Origin of the sequence: Mesorhizobium sp. SARCC-RB16n (genome assembly GCF_008520305.1) — a bacterium.
Taxonomy (GTDB): domain Bacteria; phylum Pseudomonadota; class Alphaproteobacteria; order Rhizobiales; family Rhizobiaceae; genus Mesorhizobium.
This window is the reverse complement of record NZ_ML703276.1, coordinates 1-20,943: the sequence shown is the minus strand read 5'-3', so window position 1 is coordinate 20,943 and position 20,943 is coordinate 1. Positions and strand designations below refer to the sequence as shown.

Below are 20,943 nucleotides of genomic sequence, written 5' to 3'. Positions count from 1 at the left end.
ACGCGGGAGCGCTGCCAGAGCGTGCCTCGGACATACGCCAATCTCGCCATCGTTTGGCGTCGGGAACGGCACTTGCTCGATCGAAGGTAGCTTAGCCATGTCATACGCCATCAAGGAGATTTTCTATACGCTCCAAGGTGAGGGGCGCAATGCGGGGCGTGCCGCTGTCTTTTGTCGCTTCGCGGGATGTAACCTTTGGTCGGGCCGTGAAGCCGACCGCGCTACGTCAATCTGCAGCTTCTGCGATACCGATTTTGTCGGTACGAACGGCTCTGCAGGCGGACGCTTTGCGAGCGCACAGGGGCTTGCATCTGCCATTCAACGGGCTTGGCGCGGGTCTGGGGCAGGGGGGCGCCTTGTTGTCCTTACCGGAGGGGAGCCCCTTCTGCAGGTTGATGAAGAGCTGATAGAGGCACTGCACGCTGCCGGGTTTGAAATTGCTGTGGAGACCAACGGCACCATTCATCCGCCGGCTGGCATCGACTGGCTGTGTGTCAGTCCGAAGGCCGGTGCCACACTCTTGGTCAAGGCCGGGGACGAACTTAAGCTCATTTATCCGCAGCTTAATGCCAAGCCAGAGTGCTTCGAAGGCCTGGCATTCGACCACCTGCTGCTCCAGCCAATGGATGGACCTGAGCGCGACGCGAATACCGCGGCCGCGGTCGCCTATTGCCTAGCCAATCCACGCTGGCGGCTCACCCTTCAAACCCACAAGCTTCTAGGAATTCCATGAAAATCACGCAGGCTTTCACCTTCGAGGCAGCTCACCGCCTCCCCCGAGTCCCCGAATCGCATCGCTGCCACCGAATGCATGGCCACTCATATCGTGTGGATCTTCGTCTCTCAGGCCCAGTCGATCCGGACACGGGTTTTGTCGTGGACTTCTTCGATGTAGAGGCTGCTTTCGCCCCCCTTTTGCTGCGCCTTGACCATCACTGCCTCAATGAGATCGAGGGTCTAACAAACCCCACCGCCGAAAATATCGCGATCTGGATCTGGGACCGTATAAAGCCCGTTCTGCCGCAAATTGCATCAGTAACAGTTTGGGAGACCCCGCACTGCTGGGCCGAATATGAAGGCTGAAACAATGCGACATGATTCCGAGACTGCGCTCGTCCTCTTCTCCGGGGGCCAAGATTCAACCACCTGTTTGGCTTGGGCGCTCGAGACATTCGCGCGCGTCGAGACGATCGGCTTTGACTACAGGCAGCGGCATCGGATCGAGTTAGACGTCCGCCCGCGCGTGCTCGATCAAATGCGGAGGGACTTCGCCGATTGGAGCGCTCGAATCGGCGACGATCACCTGGTCGATATTGCGGTGCTTGCAGAACTAAGCGAAACGGCGCTCACCCACAGTGTTGAAATCGCCATGCAGGAGAATGGACTCCCGAATACCTTCGTGCCCGGCCGTAACCTCCTCTTCCTGACGTTTGCGGCCGCTGTCGCCTATCGGCGAGGCATAAGGCATTTGGTAGCTGGTGTCTGCGAGACGGATTACTCAGGCTACCCCGATTCCCGAGACGACACCGTCAAAGCGATGCAACTCGCTCTGAACCTTGGAATGGAGGCGCGCTTTGTCATCCACACTCCATTGATGTGGATCGACAAGGCGCAGACTTGGGCGCTGGCGGAACGGCTGGGAAAGGAGGCACTGGTCAGGCTCATCTGTGAGGAAACCCACACCTGCTACAATGGCGACCGTGAGCACGCTCATGCCTGGGGTTTTGGTTGCGGAACCTGTCCGGCATGCGAACTGCGCGCCCAAGGGTGGGAACGCTTCGTCTCCTCCAGATAACGCGGAACGCTGGCCGCAAGGCATTTGACCGTCAACCTTGGGGTTCGTTCCCTCTCGTCCCACGTGCCGACATTTTCGGAGCTTGAGCTGCTGGAATGTCATGGCAGGTCTTGGCTCGCAAACAATGGCACAGTCAAGCAGCATGGCAGGACACTGAGCAGCATTGTGCGAAGTGCAATGAATGTTGGACATCTGACATGGCGGATTCGGTGGACCCCGTTGTAATTGAAGGGGTTCTCCTTTGGCACGACAGATGCAGGGTATCCGCAACAAATCGCCGACGACGGTGAGATCGCACGAGGAAAGTCTACGACGCTGTCCTAGCATGATCCACCGTCGAAGACAGAATCGCTGCATCGTCTACAGGATGGTCGAGCTGCAGCTAACGCCGGGCCGGCGCCGGCGTCTCGCAATAGAACTGGAGACGCCATGACGGTGCAGAGCGAACCTTTCGAGGAAAAAACACAGGAAACGCCGGCAATCCGGCCCCAGCGTTTGAAGCCCGAGTGTTCTGGTCACGAGAACGAACAGAATTCACGCGAGTTCGGCGTTGAGGTCATGCTCAGCCAGTGGTTTTCTCCTTGGAATTCTTGTGTGTGGCGTCGGGGCGCGATCTGGGGATCGTCGCGGAGCCAAGCAGGCTCGCGCCTTGAACGTGCAACCCGACCTGGTGCTGATGTGTTTTCGTCGGACCCATCGCCTCTGTCGGGATCGGGGAGCTCTCCTTGACAGACGGCGCATATCCCTTCCACCGCTGTGATGTGAGAGAACTCCTTTCCCCCAGCTAGAATCTCGTCGAAATACTTACTCCATAGGACAGGGTCGGACTGCTATCTTATGGTATGGTCCTCCGCGTTGTGGTTCGCGAGGTTTTTGTGCCAACGACGACAGATCTATTCCGAGCGGCAGTCGAACTCAGCCGGTTGAGTAAGGTCCATCACGCCTGCCCCCCACGGATGCGTCCCTTGATCTCATAATGAGGAGCGGGTGACGACCCGGAGCATGGTGGGCCGCCAGAAAGCTCGCGCATGGAGCACACGTTGTGCTCCATGCGCGGCCCCTATAGCAAGGGGCTTCCACGCCATTCGGCCCTGGTGTCAAGCGATGAGTCGATGTTTCATCTGGGCGCGCTCAATCGGTATGTGCGTCGCATCGACTTACCCGCGCTCCATTTCGCCAAGAAAGATGACATCGTCCGGCGGTTGATATTCTGGGTTGGAAATTTGCCTCCGCATCGCTGAATTCTTGGCTTCCATTCCTTCTCCTGTAAATCGAAATCCGCTCTTGTAGAAAAATACTGAAGCTTCTTCAGATTGAGAACGAAGAGTCAGACTGCGGAGGTCGTCCATGGCTCGGAACCGATCGGCAGTATTGACCATAGCCGTCCCGAGCCCTTTGTACCTTGACCGGTGATTATTGTTTATCCAGCCAATTCGCATGCTGCCATCCTGCGGCAAAATGGTCAAAAGCCCCACTTCGGCTTGGTCAGCGGCAGAGGAGAAAGTAATATTGCGGGCGCCACCGATGTACACTGTTGTAATATTCAGTCCTATTTGCTCTCCACGGCGCTTGTCAAAGATAGTATCCACTGAGCGGCTGGTTTGCCTAAGGTCACCGCGATCGCGGTCTTCAGGTCTATGTCTACTTGTATAGCGATCCATTGTTCAGACTCCTTTGAGTTCTAATCATACCCCCTAGGAGCGATCAGCCGAACTGATTTTGCGTTACATTTGCCATCTAGCAGGCTTCTCTGGTTATGGCCCTTGTTTGGATGACGTCGCCCCGCGGGCCACTCTCTCTTCGTGTCGACATCGCCTTATGGTCGCGTGAGTAGCGAGCCGCCTCAATCTGGTGGCCGATTTGGGAGAGTTCGCACACCAACGACGGTCGTACGCCCATGGTTGCCCTTTAGCGCTACTGTGCATAGAAAGCATTCTGCTTGGGGCCGAAAAAAAGTGGGATATGAAGGGCGTGAGCTCTAAATTCGAAAAGCTAAATAGGTTGCGCGAGTCTCTCCGCGAGTCCAACCATGATTTCCGAGCGAGCACCCAGCTCTTCAGCAGCTTGGATGTCACCAAGATTGACCGGGACATGAATCTGGCAGGTCGCGGCAAGGAGCGTGGCGACGCAAACCAGCCCCCTAGGAGCGCCAAAAATCTCGACGATGTTGAACATGCCATCATCGAACGCGTCGAGGACGAGAAAAAGGCATCGTATCATACTCTTGAGGACAACCTGCATCTTCTGAGCGGGCGTCTTGCCGGACTCGACTTCGAAGAACAATTTGGTCTCATTCGTCAAGCGAACGCAGCCAGCGTGTCGGATTTCAAAGCTTCGGTTGCGGTCGGGCTGGATGAACTCCATGGGTTGAGGCGCGCTCTTAGCGACGCTGAGAAAGAGCACGCCTGGTTCAAGGGGAAGCACGGACTGTTTCGCGCGGCGCGGGTTCAGCACGGCGCGGCTCACCTTTTACGGATTTCGCTGCTGCTGTTCCTATTTCTCATCGAGACAGCAATGAATGGCAGCTTCCTTGCCAAGGGAAACGAACAGGGGTTTTTTGGCGGCATCCTGGAGGCTGCAGCATTCTCCTTCATCAACATCGGCGCCGCTTTGCTCCTGGCGCTTTTCTGTGCCCGCCTTGTCACCCACCGATCGATTTTTGGGAAGCTGGTCGGGATGTTCTCGATCCTTGTCTATGTCAGTCTGGCCGTGACCTTAAACCTGGCGCTGGCGCACTATCGCGAGGTGAGTGGCTCGCTCGCTGACGGTGCCGGTGCAGAGGTCATCCGAAACATGATCGACAATCCGGCCGGGCTCACGGACGTGAAGTCATGGCTACTGTTTGCGATCGGCCTCATGTTTTCGATTTTCGCATTTATCGACGGCTGGTTCGTACTCGATCCTTATCCCGGCTACGCCGGCGTCGAAAATCGCTTGGTCCGTAAGCGGGAGGACTATATCGACCGCAAGCGGGAGTTGATTGAAGAGCTGCAAGACGTTCGCGACGACCACAACGAAAAGGTTGAGGACATCGTCAAGGAACTCGGCAGTCGTCGCCGAGAGCATCGTGCCATCGTCGATCATCGCTCGCGGCTTTTGGCGCTCTTTGCGCAGCACCAGGACCAGCTCGAGCGAGCCTGCAGTCAGCTTCTCTCCAAGTACAGGGAGGCGAATATCCAGGCCAGAACGGAGCCTGCGCCCAAACATTTCGGGGTGCCATACAAACTCGAGCGCATCAAACCCCATGTCTCGGCCGACGGGGAATGGAGCGAGGGAGACGTTGGCGCATCGATCCGCCAAGCGCAGGAGGAGCTCAACGCTCAAGTCCGCCTGATTGGGCAGGAATGCGAGCGAGGAATTGAGCAGTATCGCGACCTCGACAAGCTTCATCCGGACAGTGTGAATGGCTAGGCGGGTTCGTAGGCGCAAGAAGGGCCAAGTCGGCACAATCGTTGCGGCCCTCGCTGTTGGTGTGCTCTCGATTGCAATGCTGGGCGGCTTTGCCTGGATGTGGTCAAGGTCTGGCAAGGGTCAGATCGAGGCAAACACAAATTGCCCGCTGGACGGCCCCGTTAGCCTGACGGCGGTTCTGATTGACGCCACTGATCCCATCTCGGCAACGACCATGGCCGATCTGAAAAACGAGTTCCGCAAGACCATCGGGCGGGTCGAACCGGGCGGCTATGTGAGAATTTATACGCTGAACTCGGCCCCCGGCGACCTGACGGTGATGTTCGACGGATGCAATCCAGGCGACGGGTCCACCGTGGACAGTTGGACAAACAATCCGGCGCGGCGTCAAAAAAAGTGGGAAAACGCGTTCGGCGATCCGCTGAACAAGCTTCCTGACGAAATTCCGAATGCTGACTCCGCCAGCCAGTCTCCGATCATGGCCGGCATCCAGAAAATCAAACTGTCGCTGTTCGATAGCAGCCTGGAAAAACAGGGGCGCGCAAAGCGGTTGGTGGTCGCCTCCGACATGATCGAGCATACGGCACTCTATTCGCAGTACCGATCTGGTCTGGATTACCAGAAATACCTCAATAGCGCCGCCGATCGGACCTACGGGACGTCGCTCGACGGGGTGGCAGTTACGATCCTTTATATCGACCGGAAAAAGAAGCCGTTTCAGTCGCTGGATCACGCTGAATTCTGGACGCAATGGGTCCAAAACCATCACGGCGAGTTCGAAAAGCTGGTTGGCTTGGAGGGGTTAAACTGATGGCGAGGAAGCACGACAATTCCCTGGTGGGGCATCGAGGCTTCCCACTCCTCGTGTTTGCGATATTGACCCTCGGCGGCTGCGTCTTTATCGCCGTCGCCAAGCTCTCGGGGGTAAACCCGATGGTGGCGGCGGGTGCACCTGTCTGCCTGATGCTTCTTTATCTCGGTGTGTCCATCTTCACCGGGAAGCTGCGCCTTAGCGATGAGCAAACCGGCGACAATCTCTACTATATGGGTTTCCTGTTCACGCTGACGAGCCTTGGAGTGTCGTTGTTCCAGTTCGGGTCGGAAGACTCGACCGATGCCATCGTCAGGAACTTCGGCATCGCGATTACGTCCACGATCACCGGCATCGCGCTCAGAATCTTCTATAACCAGATGCGGCGCGACCCTGCGGATATCGAGCGAACGGCCCGGCACGAACTCGCCGATATGACTCGGCGAGTAAGAGCCGAGATGGAGAGCGTCACCAGAGAGTTCGCCGACTTTCGCCGCGTTAGCCATCAGATGCTCGAGGAAGGCTTTGCTGAGATTGCAGTCCAAGCCGAGCGAAACGGCGAGCATATCAGATCAGCCTTGGACAAGATCGCCATGGAATCGATCAAGCCGGTCCAAGAGGCGTCTGGCAAGCTCAGCGACGCGCTGAAAGATAACTTCGGGCAGATCGAAAGCCAGTTCTCGTCGATTGCGCAACGTGTCGAAGCCGCTGCTGATTTGCTTGACAAAGCCAACAGCACCATGTCCTCGTCGGTCGGTAAGCTCGGCGAACAAGCCGACACGGTGGCCACGAAGCTGGAAAAAGTTGTCGTTCCTGACGAGGTGCTGAAGAACGATCTTGCGCCTATGGTAAAGCTCCTTGGCAGCGCTGTCGCCCAGTATGCGGTCAAAACCGAGACGGCCTCGCAGGAACAACAAGCGCGTATGACCGGCCTCGCTGATGCAGTGGCGAAGGTGGCGAGCGGCGTAGAGCGGGCAGCAGCCGCGGCTGAGAGGACAGCCGGGAGTGTTCAAGCACAGCAGCGCTTGACCGAGGCGCTTGCGGCGGTGGTGCAAAAGCAAAGTAAGGACACGAGTGACCTCGTTGCAACCATAGCAGAAAAGAGTTTTCAGGTCGCTCGCGCAAACCATACCGCCAACGCCGAAATAGAAATAGATCCAGCACGCGTTGTGACACCCGCCGCCAGTGACAGTGAAGAGGCGACGATCAAGATCTCCGACGGTGCGCAAGATGATTCGTTCCAAACCTTGAACGGTGCGTCGCAGCCGGAGAAGGCTGAACCGCCGAGAAAAAGCGGTTGGTGGGGCAGGTGAGCGAGACGGGCGCAACAGCAGTCGCTTATGAGCGCAAGGGCTACGGCCGTGGGCTGATCCTGGGCCTGACCATGGCCGAGACGATGCTGCTTCTGGTGTTTTGCCTTTTGCTCGCAGCCGGCGCGATCATCGCCAAGAAGCAGAAACAGACCGCAGAGGCGCAGAAGATTGCCCAATCCCTCAAGCTGGAATCGCGTAAGCTGGACGAGGAAAACAAGCGGTTGCTTGCTCAGCTGAATGAGATGGTCAAGCCTGCGGCAGGGCGCAACCTGCCCGATCAGCAATGGCGCGAGTTGGTGTTGGCGAAGGAGACCATTGAAACAATCAAAAGGGCAGGAGTTTCGGTCCAAGAATTGGTGAAAAACGCCCCGGTCACCAAAATCCTGTCCGACAACGATGTCGACGCCGAGCAAGCCCAGGCGATGATCGAGCGCACGAAGGTGTTGAAGGAGTTTGGCTACGTTGGTACGGCCAAGACCTTGAAGGACCTGTCGGATGCCCTGAGGAAGGCAGACGCGCCTGTGGCGGCCGCCAAGCCGCATGATTGGCCACCGATCATCAGCCTCAGCGAACTCGATGGCTACAATTTCGATACCGGAAGTGCGCAGCTTTCCGATCGTTTCAGGACGCGGCTGCGCGACCTGTCCAAGACGATTGCGGGCATTGCAACGTCGTACGGCGTCGACGTCATCGAGGTGATTGGACACACGGATGAGCAGGTCATGTCCGGTCAGTCGTCGAACATGGACAAAGGGCTCCAACCGGTCCTTGCTGGCAAGGTGGAAGTTGGTACGCTTCATCCCGCCGATAACGCCGGCCTTGGACTGGCGCGCGCAATCTCGGTCACGAGCATACTTCGCGAGATGCCTGAGCTGAAAGGGTTCACCATTCTGCCGATGTCAGGTGGCCAGCTGATACTTCCTGGCGACCATCTGACCAACGGAGAGCAGGTTGGCGATGTGAAGGCAAGGCGACGAATCGAAATCAGGGTGAGGCAGCGCTCCCGCGAAACCGACCTCGCGGCGGGTGTCGGATCAAAGTCATGAGCGCGGAAAAATGCTGGTGAATTAGCTCACAGCATTGAGTTGGGGGACCCAAGGGAATGGGGTTTTATGTTCGCAAATCGATCAGCGCGGGGCCGTTCCGCTTCAATTTTTCATCCGGCGGGGTCGGCGTCTCGGTTGGCGTGAAAGGTCTGCGGATCGGAACGGGTCCACGCGGCCATTATATCCACGCAGGCGTAGGCGGCCTCTATTATCGCGGCACGCCGGCGCGAAAAAGGGTGTCCAACAGCCGAGCCCTTACATGCGGCAAGCTCAACCGCAACCGTCGGCTCCTCAATACGTGGCTGATGGCGTCGTGATGAGAGAGATCGAGTCCGGCGACGTTATGGACATGCGCGATGAGACGTTTGCCAATGTGATCGATGAAATCAACGCCAGGCAATCGCAGACGCGGCTCTCTGTGGTGCTGGCAATTCTATTTGGGATCGCCGGCTTCCTCGTTGGGAAAGCGCTCGGAGGTGCCGCCCCTGTGCTGGGGGTTATGGCATTTCTACCGGGCATGCTGATCGGCAAATGGCTGGACGGCTATCGACGAGTGAGTGTGCTCTACTACGATTTGGAACTAGACGCCGAGGCTGCCTATGGCAGGCTGGTTGGCGCATTCGAAACGCTCACTCTTTGCGCTGGAAGGTGGCATGTAGCTGCCGGGGGCAAGATCCAGGATCTGACGACTTGGAAGCGCAATGCCGGGGCCAGCATGCTGGTCGACAAAAAGCCTACGACACTTGCAAGTACCTTGCCGCAAGTTGTTCGCAGCAACGTTACACCCCCTTCGATCCAGGTGGGACGGCAGGTGCTGTATTTCATGCCAGATCTGGTCCTTGTGAAAGACGGTAACCGGTATGGCGCCGTTGGATATGCTGATCTTCGCACCCAGTTTGCGCCGACCAATTTTATTGAGACAGGCAGGGTTCCGTCCGACGCTGAGGTGATCGGACATACCTGGGCTCACCCTAACAAAAGCGGTGGGCCAGACAGGCGATTCAAAAATAATCGGCAGATCCCTATCTGCCGTTACGAAGCCTTGCGCCTTTCCAGTGCAACTGGACTGAACGAACTGCTGGAATTCTCCAGGACGAACGTCAGTCAGGCGTTTTGCCAGGCGCTCTCGGCCATCGCCCAATTGCATCAAGACTCCAGTCGTCAAACTCTTTCCGCGGATTAAAAAGCGGTCGAGGGAAATCAAAGCCCAAGCCGGGTACGCGCCTGCCGATCAGACGGCGCGGAATGGTTGGCCGATTGAGCATTTGGACGAAACGCGATCTGGCTTGCCAGCATTCCTGCTCAGTCGGAAGGGAAGCTGACATTCACGAGTCGGGATTGCTTCAAGCCTTAGCCCGGATCAATTATCCTTTATCCAAGCGGGATTCCCAGCCGCCGGGCAGGCGGATAAGAAAGGTATGATAGCAATTATCGGGCGCATTTTGCCGCAATAAAATAGTAGTTGCCTTTTTTCTCATAACGATCCATATATCGAGCTATGGTTTCGCTTAAGGGCGGATCAATGCGCTAGATACGGCAAAGGAAAAACCATAGCTTCTGAATTGCGCTCTGCCAAGGTCCTTTTCAAGGACCGCCTCGCCGGTACGTTGTCAGAGACCCTTACCGGAGGAACGCGCTTTGCTTACGAGCGGGGTTGGACGGAGGATATTGCCTGCTGCTACCCAGTCACGCGCAACGAGTATGACTGGCCGTCTGGCCTACATCCATTTTTCCAACATCTCGGACCCGAAGGCTGGCTGCGCGAGCAGCAGGCTCGCGGGGCTCATGTTGACGGCCAGGACGATCTTGGTCTGCTGTTGCGATACGGTTCAGATTGCATTGGTGCTGTGAGCGTTTGTCCGCCGGAAAGTTCCGAGCTTCCCGTAGCGGCCGCGGAAGCCACGACCAATCCTGGCCGTACGGTTTCGGGAATACAGAAGAAGCTCCTTGTAGTGCGCGGCAGAGATGGCTTTGTCCCTGCCGGAGCAACCGGCCCCGCTCCCTATATCGCGAAATTCAACTCCGAAAGCATTCCGACGCTTGTCCGTAACGAAGCCTTGAGCTTGCGGTGGACCGGCGTGGTGCTCGGCGCGAAAGAAGTCAACGAGTTCCAATCCGCACCCGTGGGTGACGAGTATGCCCTCATTGTGACCCGGTTCGACCGCGGGCCGAAAGGCGAAAAGCTCCGACTGGAAGATTGCGCGCAAATCCTCGCCAAGCCCCGCGGCCAGGACTATGGAGGTAAATACGATGCCGCTTACGAAGATGTGGCCACGATCATCAAAAGTCACTCATCGCGCCCAGTCATCGACATTCAGCGGTTTTTTCACCGCTTGGTGGCTTTTGCGCTTGTTGGAAACTGCGACGCTCACCTCAAGAATTTCTCGCTATTGGAAACGCCGACGGGGCTTAGGCTTTCACCCGCTTATGACGTCCTCAATACCGCTATCTATGACGGTTTTGATCAAACGCTGGCACTGTCTATCCGCGGAAAGCAGATCAACCTTGGCGCTGCCGACGGCGAGCTGCTCAGAGGATTCGGGCGCGACATCGGTCTTTCGGATCGCGTCATCGACCGCACGCTGCAGGAGCTAAAGAGACAGGTCGCCAAAGCTTCGGCAGTTATCAAGCCCCCTGCAGCCGAAGGACCCGATGGTTTTGTCACCAGATATTCTGAAATCGTGAGTAATCAATGCCTGAGAATCCTCGGGGAATAGGCCCGCTGAGCTGGCGCACGCTTGTCGACGAAGCGCTCGCCCGCCGAAAAGAAGAACGCATGACACAGCGCGAGCACGCAGCGCTCGCTGGTGTCAGCATCCCGACCATTGCAGCCTTTGAACGGGGCGAGCACACCCTCACGCTCGCAAAGGCATTCGATATCCTTCGTGTTGTCGGACTTTTGGACGAGCCTCCCGAAGGCGGGGCGCAGGAGCGGTTCGTGCGGGAGTCATTTGACCGGTGGCGCGCCCTAACGCATGATCTGCCCAGCGATAGCCCTGCCAGGTTTCCAAACGGCTCATATCGGTTCGACTACTGCCTGGAAGGCGATCTGAAGCCATTTGCTCTGACGGAGTTCGAACACATCCTAGACAATGCGGTCACCAAGCACACTGGTTGGCCGCTCTTCATGATGTTGACCCGCGAAGATCTTGCTCCCCGCGAGGTCGGCGGTGCCATTGAGGTTTGGCTGCCGCCGGAGAGTGACGGGATCAAGCGTAACATCTTGGGCGATCCCGCGCATTGCGACTTCTGGCGTGCCGTACCCTCAGGACGGTTGTTCCTGATACGTGGCTATCAGGAAGACGGTCAGGAGACTTTTCCGCCGGCGAGTGTATTCGACACGACATTGCCTGTGTGGCGGATGGGTGAGGCGCTTCTTCACGCCGAGCGACTAGCCGGTCTCATGCGGAAGGCCCCGGAAAGCCAGATCTCGGTTCGGTTTCGTGCGCTCTATACTGGACTGACCGGTCGGCTTTTGCGGAACTGGGCCAACCCGATCAGTGAACTTATGTTTGAGGGAAGGCCTGCTCGCAGCGACGAGGTATTGCTGGAGACGGAGGTCGCCGCTGTCGATATCAGTTCCCGCCTTGCGGACATTCTGTTTCCTATGGTGTCCGCGATCTACGAACGGTTCGGCGTTGTTGGCCTCACCACAAATCGCATCCAGGCGGAGGTCGGACGCCTTCTGAGCAGCAGGATGCGATAGATCGCAGGCGAACTTTGTGTCGCCCGCCAGGCCATGACGTGATCGCGCTTGCAGGCGGCCCTCAGCCTCGTCGCGGAAGGCAGAGGAAGCCAATCCCTGATCTTCTCGCCGCTCAGCATACGGCCCGACAAGGCGCTGCCGTCCGCAAATCATCGATGAGCCACTGAAGACGGCCCACCTTCGCGACAGTCGCCCGTCCAGCAGCTCGCACGAGGAGTCCTCGCCAAGAAATTTTCCTATGCCGGCGTGTATGGCAAGATCCTCTCTGCTGCTCTGACAGTTTAGCTTAGAGACAATACTCCGTTACGTGCCGCGGAATGTGGTGAACTCTTGCGGGGCTTGGCGCTCGGTGGTCAGGCTATTTTCCGGAGCATGCTCGTCAGCAATTCCGAGCGCCATTCCCGACAAGATGATCTCGTCATCGGGGATCGACAGTTCGCTATGCAAGAGCGCGCCGTATTCGCACCACGCCTGCTGCGGACAGGTTTCGAGGCCATGCGCTCTCGCGAGGATCATGACATTTTGCATGAACATTCCGCAATCGAGCCATGAGCCGAGAAGAAGATCGCGATCCATGGTAAAGAACAATCCAACGGGAGCGTCGAAGAACTCGAAATTCCTGAGCATAACCCGCTTGCGCCCAGCCACGTCCTCGCGCGCGACCTGATGGAGCCGGTAGAGATCAAAGCCAACTCGGCGTCGACGCGACAAGTATGGCTCCTTAAGAGGCGAGGGCATATAGGCGTATTCGTCGGAACGAGCGCCCAAATTTGCTGCCTCGAGAACGGTTCGACAGAGACGATCGCGAGCAGGTCCCGTTACCACATAAACTTTCCATGGCTGCATGTTCGTCGCGGAAGGCGCGCGCGCAGCTTCCGCGAGAATAGCTGAGACAGTCTCCGAAGGAACTGGGGTCGCAAGAAATCTTCTCACGGACCGACGCCCAACGACCGCTTCCCTCACACCAAGCGGCCCCTGCGAAACTGCGTTTCGCATCCCTCCGGTATAGCCCCCCTTGCTATGCTTGCACCTCTCAGAATCTTCTTTATCCATCGGCACGGCCCTTCAATGTAGGGAGTTCTTTCCGTCGACTCTGTCTGAGAACGAAGCGCTGAACCTTGCCGCTCACCACCTTTGGAAGCGATCCGACGAAATGTATTTCGCGCGGATAAGCGGTAACACCAGGGTGACCAATGCTTATCGATGGCTCCGCCAAACTCGTGGCGGCCGTCATCGCGCCGCAAAATTTACGGAGCTCCAGAGCGAAGACCCGGAATCTGGACAGACAGAACGTTTCCTCTATTACCTCCACGGGAATACGCTCACGGCGGAAATTGCGTGAGCGACAAACCGACCAAGTCAACGGCACGTTGGAGAATGGCGTTGGTCTCACCATGGCTCGGGGAAGCGGCGATGACATGTCCGAGCCAGTCTCGGTTATCGCCTTGCCTGATGATGGACGTCTTAGACGACACATACAATTTGATCTCAGCAACACCCGGTACTGCAGTCGCAAGACTGACATCACCGGCCCAATTGAGAGTGCCATCGCGATCAGGAAGGAGGAGGCGGCCGGCCGCAGTCTGCGAATGGCTTCTGCGCAAATTCCATTCTTCGCCGATGACAAGCTTGATGTGCTCGGTGATGAGATCAATGCCGTAAGCCAATTGAACCAACTGAGGAACGGGCGTGCCAGCGGGACGCGGATTGACTTCAATGACGACTGCGCCACGCTTCGTCCACCGGAGTTCTATGTTTGTAGGCTCCCAGCCAAGGCTGAGAGCTCGCACACAGCTCCGCGAAACATGGGCGATACGCTCATGCTCCTTATCAGTCAGAACGGCGGGAAAGGTGAACTCGCGATACACGAAATGCGGTGGGGCCCCGAACTTAGCGGCAGCAATCCCAACGAGCTCATCGCCCATCATCGAAGCAACATACTGGAGGCCTTCTGCGTACTCTTCGACCAGGATCCTCGGCAAAGACTGCCATATGTGCTTTCCCCCCAACAAATAGATTGTATGTTCGGCTAACTCTTCTGCGGTGCGGCATAGCCGGACACCCCGGCTGCCGCAGCCGACGGCGGGTTTAAGAATCACCGGAAGCCCGATCTCGGCGGCAGCGTCTTCTACGTCCCTTGCATTCTGGGCCAAGCGATACGCAGGGATTGGAATCCCGGCGTCCGCAAGAAGCTGGCACTGAGTCAACTTGTCACAGCATTGTTCAATGGATGCGGGATTCGGTCCCGGTAGATCGAAATGCCGGCAGAGCTTCCCGGCTGTCACATAGACGAACTCCTCACTGGTGGTAATTCCAGCAATGTCATACGTGGCGCCGAGCCGCGAACATTCTCGGATGACCGCAGCGAGATTGTTTGTGTCGACGCGGACCGTCTCAATTTTTTCGGCGTCAAGGTAGTCATACCGAGTTGGATCCGCCGAAAGGTTGATTGGATATAGACCAAGGCGCCTGGCCGCTTGGACGTAGAGCAGACCAACACCCCTTGTATTGCCTTCAAGCAAGATGAGCGCTCTCTTTGACATTTGGGCTATAGCCTTCCTTCGGTGTACCGTGCGGCGTTCAAGGGCCGCTTGCAGATTGCTCTGCATGCGCTGTGCCAAACGGAAAAATCGTTCTGAAACAAACTGTCGGCCCCGGTATGTCGCATGTCCGACGACATCGCGGAGCGCGGTTGACGGCAATGTTATGATCACGGTTTTGAGTCACTCTGTCGGTGAGATGGCTCGGCCCGCCCGAGCAACCCTCGGCACGAGGCCCCTCCGGACCAGATCATGATCCTGGAAGGTGGCTGCTCCCCGATATGATGAAATACGGGCTCACGACTTGACGCCGGCCCCAGCATCAACGGAGAACAGCCATGACAGAATATATCGGTCTTGACGTGTCGATGAAAGAGACGGCGGTGTCGATCCGCCGTGGAGGCGAACGGATCTGGCGCGGAAAGTGCGCATCTGATCCCAACATCATGCCGAGCTTGTCCGCAAGCGCGCCGGCCGCAAAGCGCGTCGTGTTTGAAACCGGCCCTCTGTCGGTGTGGTTCTATCATGCGCTGTGCGCCGAGGGATTGCCATATGTTGACACGCTCGTGGGAGCACGCACCCGACTGATCCGGATCACCGTCGAGCTTTCCAACCAGATCCGCGGGATCATGAAAACGTTCGGCCTGCTCGTCCCAGCAGGTAAGGGAACTACATTCGAAAAGAATGTCTGGAGCCATCTTACCGATCAGAACGAGCTTGCTCCTGTCGTCTTGCCGATGTTGGAGCCGTGGCGCAGCATTCGCATTCGTGCCGCCGAGCTCGGCCGCCAACTGGTTGCGGATGCTCGTCAAAGCCAAGCCTGCCGCACCCTCATGTCGATCCCCGGCATCGGCGTGATCACCGCGACCTTTTTTCGTCAGCGCCATTGAGGATCCAAACAACTTCAAGAAGTCCCGCTCTGTCGCCGCTTGGATCGGCCTGACAACCCGCCGATACCAATCGGGAGAAAGTCGATTATGACGGCCATATGTCCCGGCGCGGGGATCGGCATCTGCGAGGGCTTCTCTGCGAAGCCGCACCGGTCATGCTGATACGCTGTTCGCCCGAAAGCAGCCTACGCACATGGGTCTCTAGCTCCTTCAAACGAGCCGCCGTGCCCGTGGCGCGCAAATGGCGGTGATCATGCACACGATGCTCAAGACTGGCGAGCTCTTCAATCCGAGTCCAGGAGCCACAGCGTAAAATCCAGATAGCGTTCAGAATCTGAGCGCCTGAGGCGTCCCTGCCGGGACGTGAGCCGAGCCACTCCGCTGATGGGGTTGCACCACTGTCTCAGCAAAGTGCGTCGTCCACATTGAAGGCTCGTCCCGCGAAGCTCCATCATGCGGCGGCCGACGCCGACCGCGAAGACAACCATGCACCCGGCAGCGCCATATCAACGCGATAGATGCTTGACGCCGGGCTGCGATTAGACAACACCATCAATCGAGACGGCTTACTCAATACTCAAGACGCGGCTGCGAAAGAAGGCAGCCATAACCTTCGATGCACTCAGCGACATCTGTCACCTGTTCGAGCCATCTGAATGCAGAAACTTCTTCAAAGCTGCGGGGTATCAAGCCAATTTATCACGACACACTTTAGGGGCGAGTTTCCCGTGGCCGATCGCCGTGTTGCTCTCGTCGATCGATCCGCTCGATGCTCAATTTGAGCGCCGCGACGGTCCTTCGTTAGATTCGCAGCGGTGCGCAGGCGCGGATCAATTCCACCCTTTCAGGCTCGACGGTCCGACGGTGCACCGACGGCGATCAGAGAACCTCTCGCCGACGTCCTGGCCGGCACAGCCGATCTTCCCGCCTTGTGTCTGCTGCAACTACTGCCCGGGAATACGCCTCAGTCAGGCCGACAAGCTCGCTGATCGCAGCCTGAACTTCACGGCGTCACCATAAACCTCCAGAGTCCCGGGTGTGCGACAATCCCGTGGCCTTATTCGTGTTCGGACTTGAAGCTCGGTGGTGATCCTGACAAGCCTGTTGCGTACCACCACGAAGGTGCGCGTCAGGATTTTAAATCAATTTGCAATAGATACTTCAAATAAAATTACAGAATATGCCAGACATCGGACGAGGAATAGTGGTAATGTTCTTAAAAACGGACGTGGACGGGTAGATGTGCGTCTACGCTTGACCGTGAACGGGCACACAACACGGGAGTTAACAGCTAATGGCAAGAAGAGCATTTATCCTGACCGAAAGCGACACGACGAGCAAATTTTGCATGCGCCCAAGCGGCCGGCATTTTGGTCTTAAAAGCACACTATGCAGGGTGTGATCATGAGCTTCAATTCGGGTCTCGATATCGAGCGCTCCTACCATACGGCAACGGCCGAGCCGGAGCCGCGCCATCCGATACTCACGGCCAAGATTGACGCCGACCTTGTTGTCATTGGTGGCGGGTGTACGGGGCTGTCGGCTGCACTGAATGCCGCCGAGCGCGGGCTGAAGGTAGTACTCGTAGAGGGCGGTCGGGTCGGTTGGGGCGCCTCCGGCCGCAACGGCGGCCAGATGATCGTTGGTTTATGCAAGACTGCGTGCGAACTGGTTAAGCTCCTTGGCCGCGAGCGCGCAAGAGCGCTGTTTGATCTCGCGCTCGAAGCCTGGGGTCTGGTATTGGATCTGATCAAGCGTCACGCGATGAACTGCGACCTTAGGAAGACTGTCCATCCGATCGGCACTGCCAGCGCCGGCGACATGACCAGGTTCGAGCACGAGATCGAATGCCTGGCCACCATTATGAACTGTCCGCTTATGCGGATTCTCTCAGCTGCAGAGGTGCGGGTGGCGGTTGACGCTCCTTATCACGGGGGCCTGTTCGACGGCGGCCATATGCTTCCGCTGAACTACACCCTCGCTCTGGCGCAGGCTGCGGCTGCGGCTGGGGTGATGTTCCACGAAAGGTCGGTCGTTCGGCGGCTTGATAGCCGCAACGGTATCAGGGCGGAGACGGCGTTCGGCGCGGTTCGCGCTCGTCGTGCCGTGCTTGCCGGCCATGCGCTGCTCAAGCGCATCCACCTACCGATCGAAAGCCGCATCATGCCTATTGGAAGCTACATAGTCGATAACGAGCCGCTCGCGAATGCAGCGGCGGTCATCCCGAGCAATGCTGCGGTCTCCGACACCCGCTTTATCCGCTGTCGTCCGACCGCCGGCTGCTGTTTGGCGGAGAGCGCTACATGCCCTGCCCGCCGACCGACATCGGGGACTTCATTCGCCCATACATCGAGAGGACTTTCCAGCAGCTCAAGCATCAGCTACGCATGCGGCGGACTGGCGTCTGTTACCACCTCGCGCCTTCCACATGTCGGCCGGGACGGCGACATGTACTTCGCGCATGGTTGTTCCGGTCTGGGCGTCATCTTATCAACGCTTGTCGGCAAGCTTCTTGTAGAAGCCATTGCCGACTAAACCGCGCGGTTCGCCTTGTTCGAGGGGCTCAGTCCGATGGCGTTTCTAGGCGGCTCAGTGTTTGCGCGGGCCGCTCTTTGTACTCGGCATGCTGGGGTACGCGATGCGTGATCGGCTGAGGCATTAACAGGTCAGGACCTTGGGGACCGCTCCGTGATCGCTTAAAGGTGCCTTCCTAGCCTTTGTGAGAGCGACTTTGGTTTGATCGAGCCATCATAGAACAGTTCTCCCTGGCTGGGTCCTAGACATTCTCCATGATCCGCACTGCCAAGGCGCTTTGGCTATAAGAGTGATTTCCAGCAGGGTTCGTTTCGGCCTATAGGAACCATCGAAAATTGCTTGGACGGGTACTCATAGCAAGTGCACCAAGGCAGAAATCATTCAGTGCGTCGAGTACACGAAATGAGAGGCCCGATCCAATGAGCAGGGTGGTGCGCGCTGACGCGGATTCAGTTTTGTCGGCGACGTTCGCGCCGCTGGCGAACCCCACTTTCCGTGCGATCTGGCTTGGCGCACACGCATCTAGCCTGGGCTGGCTGATGCAAACCGTTGCGATCAGCTGGCTGATGGCTACCATCTCGACGTCAGACGTAATGGTCGCCTTGGTGCAGTCGTCCGCGACCCTGCCCGTATTCATCCTGTCGATCTGGGCCGGGGCCATCGCCGACAATTTCAGCCGTCGCAAGGTGATGGCCTTCGGCTGGTGTCTGATAGCCTTGTCCTCGACGATGCTTACTGCTCTTGTGGCGCTTGGCTTTTGCAATCCATGGATAATCCTTGCATTTAGCTGTTTGGGCGGTTGTGGCGCCGCCTTTACTGAACCGGCCTGGCACGCCTCGGTCGGCGACATTTTGCGCAAGCGCGAAGTTCCGGCTGCGGTCACGCTGATCTCGGTCGGGTACAATGCCGTGCGAAGCATCGGTCCGGCGCTCGGCGGCATTGTCGTTGCCTCGCTTGGACCACTGACGGCTTTCGCCGTGGCGACGCTGGCCTATTTGACAATGCTGTGGGCCATCGGGCGCTGCAAATGGAGCGGTCGCTCCTCGCCTCTTCCACGCGAGCCCTTGGCTACCGCCATTCGTGATGGAGCGCGCTTCACGGCGCTGTCGGGAGAGATCAAAGCGGCCATCGCGCGCGGAACGCTTTTTGGCCTGGCAAGCATCTCGATACTGGCGCTGCTGCCGTTGGTCGCCCGCCGTCAGCTGGAGGGAGGGCCGATTGCTTACGGCGTCCTGATGGCCGGCTTCGGGGCGGGTGCCTTGTGCGCCGGCATCTCCAACAACGTGCTCCGAAGGTCGCTGTCGCAGGAGCGGCTGACAACACTGGCGTGCATATCCTGCGCGGCGTGCTGTCTGGCGCTTGCATTCACGCCGTCGCTGGCGGTGGCGGCACTCGCCTTGACGTTCGGTGGCGCAGGCTGGGTTGTCACCTGGACGGGGCTAGACGTCAGCGTGCAATTGTCGAGCCCACGCTGGGTCGTTGGCCGGACGCTCTCGATCTACTCTGCCTTGTCGTCGGGCGGCATGGCGGCCGGCAGCTGGCTATGGGGCATGGTGGCCGAGAACCATTCGCTCACCTTGGCGCTCGAAAGCTCCGCTGGCGCTCTGCTGTTGGTCGCCGCCACCGGGTTGCTGCTGCCAATCCGGCAATGGAAAGAGACCGACCAGGATCCCTTTGGCTTTGAAACGCCGCAGCTCGCCCTTGACCTCAAGTCAAAAAGCGGCCCGATCGTCGTCAAGATCGAGTATTCGATACCTGAGATGAACGTCGAAGCCTTCCTGGACCTGATGCGGAAACGTCGCCGGGTGCAAAGCGGCGTCGGCGCACGGAACTGGAACCTGCAACGCGACCTGCAGGAGCCGTTGCTGTGGACAGAGACATTCCGTACTCCGACCTGGATGGACTACCTTCGCCTCAACCATCGCCTCACCGCGGCGGACAAGGAACTGGATCGGCACCTCCTTGAATTGCACGCGGGAGAGGGGCCACCTCGCATCAGGCTTTCGATTGAGCGTCCGACCGGAGCAAATCGCAGGCGTCATGAATCGACGGGCTTTTTTTGCGGCGTTGATCTCATCCGAGCCGCAATGAAGTACGAGGACGGCAATGAGCCAAGGCTCTCGAATTTCGCACAGACATAGTTTCGCATCTATTTGCGTCGGTTGGAGGCAGTTTGCGTCGGTTGGAGGGCAGTTCCGAATGTGCCTTTGGTGATCGCGCGCTACTGCCTCCGAGGGCTGATCGGCTTGCCTTCAATTCCACCCTGCTTAACGGACACCATAGGCTAGCGGGCGCAGAAGCGAAGGGCGGCAGTACGGGCTCGATGTAATCGAGCGACTGTCTATCGTTCCCTCTGCTGTCCCGGTTCGACCGCAGCAAAGGCTTGTAAAATGCCACAGAACTTGTCCGAACCTTGTCGGTCAACGATCCACGACAGGTATCAGGGAGTAGATATGGTCTTTCGCTTGAAAGAGCGTCTCGGCCGAAAATTTGAAGAAGAAGTGCAATTCTTCAGGTGTTGGCAAAAGGACAAAAAAGCCGTGGGCGCTCTTATGACGACGTCTGTCCATGCCGCACGCCACATGGCAAGGATCAGGCGCCGGCAATGCCGGTTCTTGAGCTTGGTGCCGGAACCGGCGTCATCACCAAGGCTATTTTGGCAAGGGGGTGTCGAGCCGCAGCACCTGGTGTCGATCGAGTATTCGAAGGATTGCTGTGACCGCTTGAGGCAACGTTGTCCGGATGTCGATGTTCGGCTAGGCGACGTGTTTTTGCTGGATCTAGTCCTGCCGGAGCGCAACGCGGATAAGTTCGACTGCGTCATCAGCGCGGTTCCGATGTTGAGCTTTCCGATGGAGCGGCGTACGCCTCCGGCGAAGGCCGCCTTGCGCGAACA

General features: G+C 57.9%; 17 protein-coding genes and 1 pseudogene. 15 read left to right on the top strand and 3 right to left on the bottom strand.

The features are described from left to right. Positions 1–97: 97 nt before the first annotated feature. Genes queE through queC form a run of 3 tightly spaced genes read left to right on the top strand, consistent with a single transcriptional unit; the run spans position 98 to position 1,795 of the window. Positions 98–733 (top strand): 7-carboxy-7-deazaguanine synthase, encoded by a 636-nt coding sequence (gene queE, locus C7I87_RS21785; protein WP_149906141.1) that lies wholly within the window; start codon positions 98–100, stop codon positions 731–733. Beyond that, positions 730–1,083 (top strand): 6-carboxytetrahydropterin synthase QueD, encoded by a 354-nt coding sequence (gene queD, locus C7I87_RS21780; RefSeq protein ID WP_149906140.1) that lies wholly within the window; start codon positions 730–732, stop codon positions 1,081–1,083. Before queE ends, queD begins: the two co-directional genes overlap by 4 nt. Positions 1,084–1,087: 4 nt before the next feature. Beyond that, positions 1,088–1,795 carry a 7-cyano-7-deazaguanine synthase QueC gene (gene queC / locus C7I87_RS21775; protein WP_149906139.1) on the top strand — a complete coding sequence of 236 codons (708 nt, stop codon included), beginning with the start codon at positions 1,088–1,090 and terminating at the stop codon, positions 1,793–1,795. 1,157 nt (positions 1,796–2,952) lie between these two features. On the opposite strand, the gene C7I87_RS21770 is transcribed toward queC, so the two are convergent. After that, positions 2,953–3,456 carry a GNAT family N-acetyltransferase gene (locus C7I87_RS21770; protein ID WP_149906138.1) on the bottom strand — a complete coding sequence of 168 codons (504 nt, stop codon included), beginning with the start codon at positions 3,454–3,456 and terminating at the stop codon, positions 2,953–2,955. Positions 3,457–3,766: 310 nt separating this feature from the next. Between C7I87_RS21770 and C7I87_RS21765 the strand changes: the two genes are divergently transcribed. The 8 genes from C7I87_RS21765 to C7I87_RS21730 all read left to right on the top strand — a co-directional run bounded on the left by C7I87_RS21765 (position 3,767) and on the right by C7I87_RS21730 (position 12,082). Further along, entirely contained in the window at positions 3,767–5,206 is a 1,440-nt protein-coding gene (locus C7I87_RS21765) for a coiled-coil domain-containing protein (protein WP_246696344.1), read from the top strand. Continuing rightward, positions 5,199–6,017, top strand: a complete 819-nt coding sequence (locus C7I87_RS21760) for a hypothetical protein (protein ID WP_149906136.1) — start codon at positions 5,199–5,201, stop codon at positions 6,015–6,017. The genes C7I87_RS21765 and C7I87_RS21760 overlap by 8 nt, the downstream gene beginning before the upstream one ends. Further along, positions 6,017–7,330: a hypothetical protein gene (locus tag C7I87_RS21755; RefSeq protein ID WP_149906135.1), complete on the top strand. Its 1,314-nt coding sequence runs from the start codon at positions 6,017–6,019 to the stop codon at positions 7,328–7,330. The genes C7I87_RS21760 and C7I87_RS21755 overlap by 1 nt, the downstream gene beginning before the upstream one ends. Beyond that, positions 7,327–8,376, top strand: coding sequence for an OmpA family protein (locus C7I87_RS21750; protein ID WP_188393930.1), 1,050 nt, complete (start codon positions 7,327–7,329; stop codon positions 8,374–8,376). The genes C7I87_RS21755 and C7I87_RS21750 overlap by 4 nt, the downstream gene beginning before the upstream one ends. A 56-nt stretch (positions 8,377–8,432) precedes the next feature. Further along, entirely contained in the window at positions 8,433–8,693 is a 261-nt protein-coding gene (locus C7I87_RS36790) for a DUF4236 domain-containing protein (RefSeq protein ID WP_149906134.1), read from the top strand. Next, positions 8,693–9,559 (top strand): hypothetical protein, encoded by an 867-nt coding sequence (locus C7I87_RS21740; protein WP_149906133.1) that lies wholly within the window; start codon positions 8,693–8,695, stop codon positions 9,557–9,559. The genes C7I87_RS36790 and C7I87_RS21740 overlap by 1 nt, the downstream gene beginning before the upstream one ends. A gap of 379 nt (positions 9,560–9,938) precedes the next feature. Then, on the top strand, positions 9,939–11,093 hold the full coding sequence (locus C7I87_RS21735) for a type II toxin-antitoxin system HipA family toxin (protein WP_149906132.1): 1,155 nt from the start codon (positions 9,939–9,941) through the stop codon (positions 11,091–11,093). Next, a complete protein-coding gene (locus tag C7I87_RS21730) occupies positions 11,069–12,082 on the top strand; it encodes a helix-turn-helix transcriptional regulator (RefSeq protein WP_149906131.1) in 1,014 nt (337 codons plus the stop codon). The genes C7I87_RS21735 and C7I87_RS21730 overlap by 25 nt, the downstream gene beginning before the upstream one ends. A gap of 303 nt (positions 12,083–12,385) precedes the next feature. On the opposite strand, the gene C7I87_RS21725 is transcribed toward C7I87_RS21730, so the two are convergent. Both C7I87_RS21725 and C7I87_RS21715 read right to left on the bottom strand, forming a co-directional pair. After that, positions 12,386–13,078: a nitroreductase gene (locus tag C7I87_RS21725; RefSeq protein ID WP_149906196.1), complete on the bottom strand. Its 693-nt coding sequence runs from the start codon at positions 13,076–13,078 to the stop codon at positions 12,386–12,388. Positions 13,079–13,404: 326 nt separating this feature from the next. Continuing rightward, complete coding sequence (locus C7I87_RS21715) at positions 13,405–14,625, bottom strand: ATP-grasp domain-containing protein (protein WP_149906195.1); 1,221 nt, start codon at positions 14,623–14,625, stop codon at positions 13,405–13,407. 335 nt (positions 14,626–14,960) lie between these two features. Here C7I87_RS21715 and C7I87_RS21710 point away from each other — a divergent pair. The 4 genes and pseudogenes from C7I87_RS21710 to C7I87_RS21690 form a co-directional block, all read left to right on the top strand. After that, positions 14,961–15,825 (top strand): annotated as a pseudogene (locus tag C7I87_RS21710) (IS110 family transposase). Between the two features lie 1,091 nt (positions 15,826–16,916). Further along, the gene (locus tag C7I87_RS21700; RefSeq protein WP_246696343.1) at positions 16,917–18,047 is read left to right on the top strand and encodes an NAD(P)/FAD-dependent oxidoreductase; all 1,131 of its coding nucleotides are present in this window, start codon (positions 16,917–16,919) and stop codon (positions 18,045–18,047) included. Between the two features lie 419 nt (positions 18,048–18,466). Beyond that, positions 18,467–20,188, top strand: a complete 1,722-nt coding sequence (locus C7I87_RS21695) for an MFS transporter (protein ID WP_149906129.1) — start codon at positions 18,467–18,469, stop codon at positions 20,186–20,188. A gap of 312 nt (positions 20,189–20,500) precedes the next feature. After that, a partial coding sequence (locus tag C7I87_RS21690; RefSeq protein ID WP_149906128.1) for an SAM-dependent methyltransferase occupies positions 20,501–20,943 on the top strand: 443 nt, incomplete at its 3' end.